General features: G+C 48.8%; 9 protein-coding genes and 2 pseudogenes. 1 reads left to right on the top strand and 10 read right to left on the bottom strand.

Features of this window, described 5'->3' with window-relative positions; translation table 11 throughout:
• Nucleotides 1-116: pseudogene (locus C4885_RS17140) on the bottom strand (conjugal transfer protein TraI); the annotation flags it as partial.
• Nucleotides 88-486 (bottom strand): plasmid mobilization relaxosome protein MobC, encoded by a 399-nt coding sequence (locus tag C4885_RS14065; protein ID WP_114000938.1) that lies wholly within the window; start codon nucleotides 484-486, stop codon nucleotides 88-90. The pseudogene C4885_RS17140 and the gene C4885_RS14065, both read right to left, overlap by 29 nt.
• A 418-nt stretch (nucleotides 487-904) precedes the next feature.
• Between C4885_RS14065 and C4885_RS16690 the strand changes: the two genes are divergently transcribed.
• A complete protein-coding gene (locus tag C4885_RS16690; protein WP_055307241.1) occupies nucleotides 905-1,141 on the top strand; it encodes a hypothetical protein in 237 nt (78 codons plus the stop codon).
• 145 nt (nucleotides 1,142-1,286) lie between these two features.
• Here the strand turns inward: C4885_RS16690 and C4885_RS14060 are convergent, their stop codons facing one another.
• From C4885_RS14060 to C4885_RS14015, 8 genes and pseudogenes are all read right to left on the bottom strand, one after another.
• A complete protein-coding gene (locus tag C4885_RS14060; protein WP_055307242.1) occupies nucleotides 1,287-2,138 on the bottom strand; it encodes a CPBP family intramembrane glutamic endopeptidase in 852 nt (283 codons plus the stop codon).
• A 131-nt stretch (nucleotides 2,139-2,269) separates the two neighbouring features.
• A pseudogene (locus C4885_RS14055) lies at nucleotides 2,270-2,398 on the bottom strand (Maff2 family mobile element protein); the annotation flags it as partial.
• Nucleotides 2,399-2,433: 35 nt separating this feature from the next.
• Nucleotides 2,434-4,191: a VirD4-like conjugal transfer protein, CD1115 family gene (locus C4885_RS14050; protein WP_114000937.1), complete on the bottom strand. Its 1,758-nt coding sequence runs from the start codon at nucleotides 4,189-4,191 to the stop codon at nucleotides 2,434-2,436.
• The gene (locus C4885_RS14045; protein WP_114000936.1) at nucleotides 4,188-4,679 is read right to left on the bottom strand and encodes a PcfB family protein; all 492 of its coding nucleotides are present in this window, start codon (nucleotides 4,677-4,679) and stop codon (nucleotides 4,188-4,190) included. The genes C4885_RS14050 and C4885_RS14045 overlap by 4 nt, the downstream gene beginning before the upstream one ends.
• Complete coding sequence (locus C4885_RS14040) at nucleotides 4,680-5,576, bottom strand: DUF6017 domain-containing protein (protein WP_114000935.1); 897 nt, start codon at nucleotides 5,574-5,576, stop codon at nucleotides 4,680-4,682.
• 169 nt (nucleotides 5,577-5,745) lie between these two features.
• Nucleotides 5,746-6,267, bottom strand: a complete 522-nt coding sequence (locus tag C4885_RS14035; protein WP_071143491.1) for a DUF5720 family protein — start codon at nucleotides 6,265-6,267, stop codon at nucleotides 5,746-5,748.
• 73 nt (nucleotides 6,268-6,340) lie between these two features.
• Nucleotides 6,341-6,538, bottom strand: coding sequence for a helix-turn-helix domain-containing protein (locus tag C4885_RS14030; RefSeq protein ID WP_114000934.1), 198 nt, complete (start codon nucleotides 6,536-6,538; stop codon nucleotides 6,341-6,343).
• Between the two features lie 861 nt (nucleotides 6,539-7,399).
• On the bottom strand, nucleotides 7,400-8,743 hold the full coding sequence (locus tag C4885_RS14015; RefSeq protein WP_114000933.1) for an MATE family efflux transporter: 1,344 nt from the start codon (nucleotides 8,741-8,743) through the stop codon (nucleotides 7,400-7,402).
• Nucleotides 8,744-9,042 lie beyond the last annotated feature (299 nt).

Raw genomic sequence — 9,042 nt, 5'->3', positions numbered from 1 at the left:
CGCCCGTTTTCATCAAGGGTGGGCTTCATGGTAAACTCGTCATGTTCAAAGGTGAGGTACTGCTCGGCTGCGCCATAGTCCGCATTTTTAGAGCTGATATGTTTGAATGTTGCCAACAGCGTCACCTACCTTTCGCAAGACTTCAAACTTCAAGGCAGCAAGGTCGGAAACCGCCGCCCGTACCTCCCCGGCAAGCTGCGGGTAGGGGCTGTGCCACTCGTTCAGCGTCCGGGCTATCTGGTTTAAGTTGCCGCCGATCCTGCCGTATTCGGCGGTCAGCTTCCCGACGGCGGCAAGCAGCTCGTCATTGACGGGGGAAACAGTTATGATGGGGCGTATGGCTGCCCCGGTTATGGCTTGCCGGATAAACTCGGCTTGGCTCATGTGGTAAGCAGAAAGCCTTTCCGCAAACTCGGCGTATTCTTCCTCGGTCATGCGTGTTTTGACTACCCGGCTGCGGTGCGGTGTGTTATATCGTTTTCGCATGGTAAAAACCTCCTTTCTGTGCGTGGTGTCCTCTCACTAATAGGAGAAAAACAGGGTGTGAAGCGGAACTGTTTTTGAAAAATCCGAAAAAATATTTTGAGGGATTTTTAAGCGGCGTAAGCCGTATAAGCAGGGTTTGGGGAAGGCACTCCCCAACAAGATTCCCGCAGGGGCAAAATGAGCGAAAAGCGAATTTTGGTACTGCGGTAGAATCTTGCTCTAAGAAACTGCCGGACTGCCGTTCACTTCCTACTGCCACTTTTTTGAGAAATCGCAACCAGCTTTTTTCATAAAGAGCTGTTGGATTGCCCTCACTTGCTACTGCCACTTTTTCGGGAAATCTATAACCAGCTTTTTTCATAAAAGGCGGCGGGCTGGCATTCTCCCCCTTACTCCCTACAAACCATAAAAGAGCAGAATGGACGGACTTTCCGGCAAGGACTTTTTCGGCGGCTCGGTCTTTCCCGACAATAAGGCGTTTCGGAAGCTGCGTTTTGCCCGCTGTATGAAAAAATGGCAGCCTTTTGGGGCTTCACTGTCTAATACGGAACTTTTGGAAATTTGCCAAAAATGGGCTCAAAAAAAGCAGCAAATCTTTTTCGGATTTACTGCTTCGTGTGCCGCTGCGGGGCGGCGGTTATTCAGTTGTAAATAAAAGAGGGCGGTAGCACTTTGGGCTATCGTCCTCTTGACTGCACATTTGCAAAGACAGGCGGGGCTGTCAACGGTGGGCGAAGCCCATTTACTTGCCGTTGACTGGCTCGGCTGGATTTGCTATCAATTATTGAATTGAATAGTCTTTACTTTTTCTTCGGAATCAGCACAAACCCACAAACAAGAATATATCCAATAATTGCGATTATAGATGCTTCTATTCCAAACCCTGCTCCTGTAAGGAAAACATTATCTGAAGATATTATTATCGAAAAAATCGGACTTCCATAAGTTCCTTGCGCTGTCGTAATATGGAGAATATCTGTTATCATAATAAAGTTCCATGCGGCGTGTAATAAGGCACTATTACTTATGGATTTTCCTTTGTAGGAAACAAGAGAAAACATGATTCCTACTACTGTACCGCTAATGATTAAAAGCAGAACACCGCTAACAGTAAAGGTTTCCATTGAGGGAATGTGTACTAAACTGAAAAGAAACGATGGAATTAAAATTGCTATATATTTATTCCATCTACTCTCCAATAATTTCATAATATACCCACGAAACAACATTTCCTCTGTTATTCCCGACTTTAGTGCTATAAGCATGGAAGCTATTATAATTAAACATATTTCACCCGCCGAAAAAGAGTTGACTTCAAATTTACCAATCATTGCAAAAATAGCTGTAACGAATACTGGAAGAAAAACAGATATTAGAACACCCCATTTTTTTATGTTCGGTGTAATACCAAAATCTTTCATTTTCAAGTGGAGTCCTTTTGTTGTATAAAGCCAAAAAAGGAAAGCGGTTAGTAATAAAGCCCCCAACATTCTTAGAATTACATATAGTGCATTGCTCGGAAGTTCCACAAACGAAAAAAGCAAATCAAAAGAAATACTGCTAAATAAATCTCCTGCCAAAAATAACAGAAAGTAAACAAGGATATTTACAAGTGTTTTCGATGTCGAAAAATTATATTGTGTTTGATTCAATGATGGTTCCTCCTCAAAAAAATATCTTTTTGCTGTTATATTGTATCATTTTCGACAATAAATTTCTACTAATTTTACGGAATAGCAAGTTGCTGTCTATCAATTTCTTGTGTGTTACTTTATCGCACATGAGCATTGGAAGCAGGGTTGTCCTGACCGTAACCTTCCAGAAGGTTGATAACGCCCCAGATACCAAGACCTGCGCCCAGGGCCACTACGAGAGTCTGCAAAACACCAACTGCACTGTTGAAAAATTCCATAAATAATCCTCCTAAAAAATGTTTTTGATTTTGGGTTAAGTTGTTGCGTCAATCTCGTACACATCGAAGGAGTCCGTGGGTTTTACCACGGTACGCTGCTTCTTCATGTACCGTTCCATGTCAAAGACATTTTTAGGGTCGGCGTCGGCCGTGTATCTGTAATTCGGGTGTCGGGTGAGGTCGTACTTGTCCGAAAGGAATGGGCGCACGCCCCGCAGCATGAAGATACACTTGCCGCCGTCCATCACTGCCAATTCGTCCTGGGTCATCAACTCCTTTCCTAATTTCTGATAACTGAGGCCGTGGGAAACCTGGCTGCCCCGGTTTTCGGACTGGTTATAGAGATCAATGGTCTCTTTCCCCAGCAGCTCCGAAATTTCCTTGAGCGTGGATTTCTCCTTGCCTCCCAAAAACAAGGTGCTGTCACAGTTACCGACAATGGTATCTGCCGCATCCTTGTAGATGGTCTTTAGCTGGCTCTGCGACTGCAAAATAATAGAAGCCGATATTTCACGGCTTCGGATGGTGGCAATCAGCTTATCGAAGTTCGGTATCTGGCCGATGTTGGCAAACTCGTCCAGGATCAAACGGACATGGACGGGCAGCCGCCCACCGTAGAAGTCATCCGCCTTGTCGCAGAGCAGATTGAAAAGCTGACTATACATGAGGGCAGCCACGAAATTGAAAGTGCTGTCCGTATCCGAAAGGATCACAAACAGCGCCGTCTTTTGGTCGCCCAGGGTATCCAGTTCCAGTTCGTCATACTCCATCAGGTCCCGCAGCTCCTTGATATCGAAGGGAGCAAGCCGAGCACCGCAGGAAATGAGGATGGATTTTAAGGTCTTGCCTGCCGCCATCTTGAATTTGCGGTACTGCTTGACGGCGAAGTGGTCCGGCTCCCGTTCCGCCAACTGAGAAAAGAGCAGGTCCACCGGGCTTTGATAAGTCTCGTCATCTTCTCTGGCTTCACTGGCATTGATAAGGTCCAGAAGTGTGATGAAGTTCTTTTCTTCCTCCGTGGCCTCGTACCAGATGTAGCCGATCAGCGCGGAATAATAGAGGCGTTCCGCTTTGACCCAGAAATCTTCCGAAGATTTTTCGCCTTCGCCCTTCGTGTTCATAATCAGGGCGTTCACCAGCTTTAAGATATCTTTCTCTGATCGGATATAAGCCAGCGGATTGTATTTCATGGATTTTCGGAAGTTTATCAGGTTGAGGCACTTGATACGGTATTTCTTCCGTTCCAGGAAAGCGCCGATCTCCGGCAGCAAGGTTCCTTTCGGATCAGTGCAGACATAGGACGAATGAGCTTGCAGCAGCGACGGCTTACAGAAGAACCGCGTCTTGCCGCTGCCGGAACCGCCGATCACCAGAATGTTTTTATTTCTGGCATACTTCGGCTGCTTTGGACGGCTTGCCATCGTGATCCGTTCCGTCTGCGTCATGGGGATGTTCTGGAAAAAGTCCTTGTCCATGTAGGGAGCGATATCTGCCGCCGTACCCCAGCGGGCAGAACCATACTCGATCCCGTGGCGATACTTCTTAGCGTTCTTGCCTTTCAGGTAGACCGCCATGCGAAGGATCACCGCACCCGCTATGCCGATCAGCAGGTCCGTGGGATGGAAACTGAGCCACGGGGAGGAAAGGGCTGCCGTGAAGCCGTCCCCAATGGAGAGCAGCTTGCCGGAAAGGTCAGCACCGGGCGCAAGCCGGAAAGCCTGTGCCAGCTTATCGAAGGGATACACGAACAGAAGATACGGGAAATTCAGCAAAAACAGTTTTTTCATGTTCATCTCTGCACGCTCCGATCTTTGACCTTTACTTTCTCCCGGTCAATGGTGCGGTGTTCCACTTTCTCCGCCGCCTGTTCCTTCGCCTGGGTCAGCCGTTCCCGGATGGAGGGCTTTTCCTCACGGCTCATTTTCCGGCTGGCAAACTCCTGAAATGCCGCTGTGATGGCATCCGCGTCCCGGCTTTTGAAAAAGACCAGGTAACGGGGCTGCTCTGCGGCGGTGTCCTTCTTCAAGGCAAAATCCACATGGTATTTTTTCGCCACACGGGAGAAAGCCTTGATATTCTTGTCACTGATCTCGATATTGGCAAGACCGGCGTTCTGGCTGGCAAGCTGTTTAAGGCTCTGCCTGCCGCGGTAGATTTTTGGCTTCTGGCTTTTCTGGATTTCCTCCAGGAACTTTTTGACGGCCTTTTCAAAGACTTGCTCGCTTAGCTTGGCTCCGTCAACAATGAGCGTTACGGCGCCCCGCGTTACTTCCTCCTGCATTTAGCCTCGCCCCCTTTGCCCGTCCCCGTACATATCGTGCTGCACCAGGGAAGAATAGTAGCTGTTGATGGTGGTCGGGGCGTTATACAGCGCCGCCAGAAGGTATTTCTTGATATTGCGGACATAGGTGGTGTTGTCCTTCATACAGTCCATGACATACTGAACATGGGAACTGTCCAGCTTCATAAACCGGGACTTTACCACCTCTGCCGGATAATCATCTCCGGCAATGCGGATGACTTTGCGGGCAGAACATACGGTATCCACGATCAGGTCAACGATTTCGTCAAGCTGCTCACGGTCGATATGGCTGTCCTGCACCAGATAGCTGTACTCGATGTTGTCCAAAATCACTTCACGATAACATTCTCTGGCTCCCATCCGATCCATTCCCATCCTTGCCCCTGCGGGGGTAGGGGGATTTGATGGGATAGGATTTGATATCTCCGTACTTGATAAATCAGTCTTTGTTTGATTAGTATTTAATTGTGCGGGGTTTTCCGTACACGGTTCCGCCGTATCCGGGATACCCATATCCGGGTTTTCCGTATATGGCTTTGCCGTACCCGGTAAAGGCGTACCTGGGCTTGACGGCGGTTCGCACTGAGGCATTTCGAAAATGACATACTCGGTATCCGTGATCTTGCCTTTTTCATCCCGAAGCTGGGTGCGCCGGATATACCCGTGGTTTTCCAGCTCCTTCAATGCCGCACCGATGCTGTCCACACCTTCCCGGCAGATCGCCGCAAGACCTCTGGTGGTGTAATTCCACTCATCAGGGAGTGACAACATCATGGACAGCAGCCCTTTGGATTTCAGGGTCAGCGTTCGATCTTTCAAGTGATGGTTCGACATGACCGTATAATCACGGGTCTTTTCAATACGAAAAACAGCCATCTTCGCACCTCCTTCCTGTGAAAATAAAAAGTGTTGATTTTGAGCGGTTTACCCGTCTGTATGCCTCCATAGCCTCCCGCATGGGAAAACATCCACGCTCTGTTCAGAACGCAAGCCACGGAGGAAGAAACAGAAGATTTTCCGCTGATTTTGATACAGTTTGGGGCGGCTACCTCTCACGGTCTTTATGGTCATAGTGGAGATCGCCGGAAAGCACCTTCGCATGGTTACGGATTTTGATATGTCCCTTTTCCTGATTTTCCAAAGCCTTGCTGTATCCGGCGTCAGTCAGGAACAGGCGCATTTTCTCACCCTTCCAGCCAACAGGCGAGTCATGGGTAAGAACATCAAAGACAATCATGTGTCTGGTCGCCGGGTCGAAACGCTCTAAAGCCATAATGTCATGGCCAGATAACTTCTGCGCCCCGGATCGCTGCCTGGCTTCTGCCAGCATTTCTCCGATGGTGCGGGCTTTCTCTGGCAGACGGTATTCGGCCTGCACCTTGCGGATCAAATCCATGCACTCCTGATCCGACAGTGGGCGGAGCTTGTCCAGAAGGCCTTCCGCCGTTTCTTTCGTTGCCGGGTTCGGCGCATAGCGCCATGTCATGTAAATCTCATTCAGGGCGGCGTTCTGATTGGTACTTTCAATCTGAAACACCATCCTCATTTCTGCTTCTGTCAGTTTCATTGCCAGCCTCCTTCAAAAATGGGTATAAAAAAACGCCATAGGTTTTTTGAGCCTACGGCGTTTCTTGCGATATTCACAATTCTAAACTTTCCAGCCACTCGTCAAAAGATTTCTTGGAAACGCGGATCGCATTGCCTATGCGGACGATCCTGAACTCCTCCTGCTTGACGAGCTGATATGCGGTTGTGCGACCGATGTTGAGCATGGCCGCAATCTGTTCCACGGTATATGTGCGCGGTTCCGGCAGTGACTTTTTCTCTTTCTTGTCCATAGTAACCTCCATGTATTTGCCTTGTCATTTTGACTAAGGGAGTGGAGAATGGCAGTAGCAATCGGCTTTGGCTGGGTGTCCTCTTGCTAAGAATTTGCTAATAGGACCACCCAACGGACACATAAAACTGCGTCAGAATAGGTGTTTTGCACCATAAAGTTCGTTTACTACAAGTCATTCTGCGTAAGGGATGATATTGGAAGTTACATCCGAACCGTGTATCACATGGTAAGCCATACTCCTAAGCGTGGGGTCGGAGGTTCAAATCCTCTCTGGGACGCCAGAAAGCACCGCTGCAAGCCTTTTTCGGGGTTTGCAGCGTTTTTTTTGTTCCTCCTTCTCCCGGTAATTTCGCTTCTGTTACCGAGAGCTTTTTATACGCCGCATGATGTATATTTGCTAATTGGACTCGAACGCTTTTCAGAAATTTGCTAAGAAAATTCTGCATTTTGCTAATTCGATTTTTCGGATCACTTTGCCGGGGCTTGCGCCGCTATCAGGGCTGCGAGCGCACTCGCCAGCTCCGGCGACTTCTGAAGCTGCTCCACAAGGCTTTCAAGGTCCAGGGTCGCAGGTTCCGATTTTGCCGGTTCCTCCGGCGGACGGACATTGCGGAGATCAGGCTTGGCATAGAAGGCAGTCTCGAATTTCTGAGCATTGACCTTTCTATCCTCGTCCAGAATGTGAGCATATGATACAGACTGGATTCATCAGCGGCTTCTTTCTATCCGTGTCCGTAATGAGCTTACCGCGGAATGGCAGGAGCGAGGCGTACAGCAGGGCAAAGAATATGTAAAGCAAAAAGAAACGGCGGACCAAGGCCCACCGTAAAATCGCTAGTATAACTTGACAAACCGGATATTAGCGAGCGCGTACCGCTTTATCCATTGGCCAGGATTTTCTGAGTGCCGCATAGGAAACCAAGAAGTTGGCAAACCATCCTGCCGGCACAGCAAGCCAAACAAAATCAATGCCAAAACGCGGTGCGCAGATCAGTGCCACGGACAGGCGAATCGCAAGGTTTACCATGTTGGCAATGAGGAATGGCCGCATGATTCCGAGTCCGCGCAGAACTCCATCGGTCGCCATTTTAATTCCCATAAAGATAAAGAAGTAACCGAGCCATCTCATATAATCTCCAGACACCTGATAGGCCAGGGCGGTTCCGTCTTTTCCAAGGAACAGCGAAGAAATCTGCATGTGCAGCGTTTCAATGACAAGGAAGGCAAGCGCCGCAAAGCACACATCCAACACCAATGCTGCGTGGTAGCCTTTTTTGATGCGCTGGGGTTTGCCCGCCCCAAGGTTTTGGGAAACATACGGCGAAACTGCATTGCCGATGGACACAAAAATCAGAGAAAAGACATTCTCCACCCGCATCGTCGCCGCATATCCTGCAAGAGCCTGTGTGCCGAAAGGATTTACCACCGCCTGTACGATCATCATACCGATAGACACGGTAGACTGCTGGAGAACCGATGGAACAGCAATCTGAAGCATCGAGCGCAACTCCCGCCCGTCAAACCAGGCAAATGCACTCTTATACCGCCGCATCCGATAGAAGAAAATCAATAGTGAAAACACAGCGGAAATCCCCTGGGCAATCAGGGTTGCCAGTGCTGCGCCAAACACGCCAAGCCCCAGACCGGCTACCATCCAAAGATCCATCACAATATTCAGGATGGATGAAAAGATCAGCAGTCCCAGCGGAATTTTTGATTCACCGATGGAAGTGAACATGGTAGAGAGAATATTGTACATGAACAGAAACGGAAAGCCCACAAAATAGACCCGCAGGTACAGTACCGCTTTCTCCAGAATATCGGCAGGGGTCTGTAATCCGCTCATCATCGCATGAGAAAAGGCAAAGCCAAAGACACCAAGGATGATGCTCAGAAGTAAAAAGCTGATCAGTGATGTAGACACAATGGTTTTCATTTTGCCATACTCTTTGGCACCGAAATAGCGGCTTACAAGCACACCTGCCCCAACACCGGCTCCCAGTGCCACACAAATGAAAACATTCGTCAGGGCTGCACAGGCACCGACCGCCGCCAGTGCGGAGGAACCAACAAACTGACCGACGATAATGGAGTCAGCCATATTGTATACCTGCTGAAAAAAGCTGCCGAGAATCATCGGCATTGCAAAAACCGTCAGCGCTTTCAGCGGCGCATCGGTAATCAAATACTCATCTTTTGACATGATCCTATTCCTCCACAACTTCCTGCTTTTTATCCGAAAGCACAAGCATAGCAAGTGCGATCAATACAATAATTAGTCCTGCAATTGAAAGCACTGTAGGAATTTCTCTAAGGCAACACCGCACAATTCCCGCCTTGCGGCTTAAGCACCGCTCCGGCAGCTGCGGCACGGCATCTGCGTTGCCAAAATGCTCGATAATGTCGGGTTGCGGTACCCGCATCGTGCTTCGGTTCGCTGTTTCCGCCACTGGCGGCGCTCACCTTTGCAGCATCCAGTATTATCTGCGCTTTTGGCTTAGC

Origin of the sequence: Subdoligranulum sp. APC924/74, from assembly GCF_003324125.1 — a bacterium.
Classification (GTDB): Bacteria; Bacillota; Clostridia; order Oscillospirales; family Ruminococcaceae; genus Gemmiger; species Gemmiger qucibialis.
The sequence above is the reverse complement of the archived record's forward strand: the minus strand, read 5'-3'. Positions and strand labels throughout refer to the sequence as shown.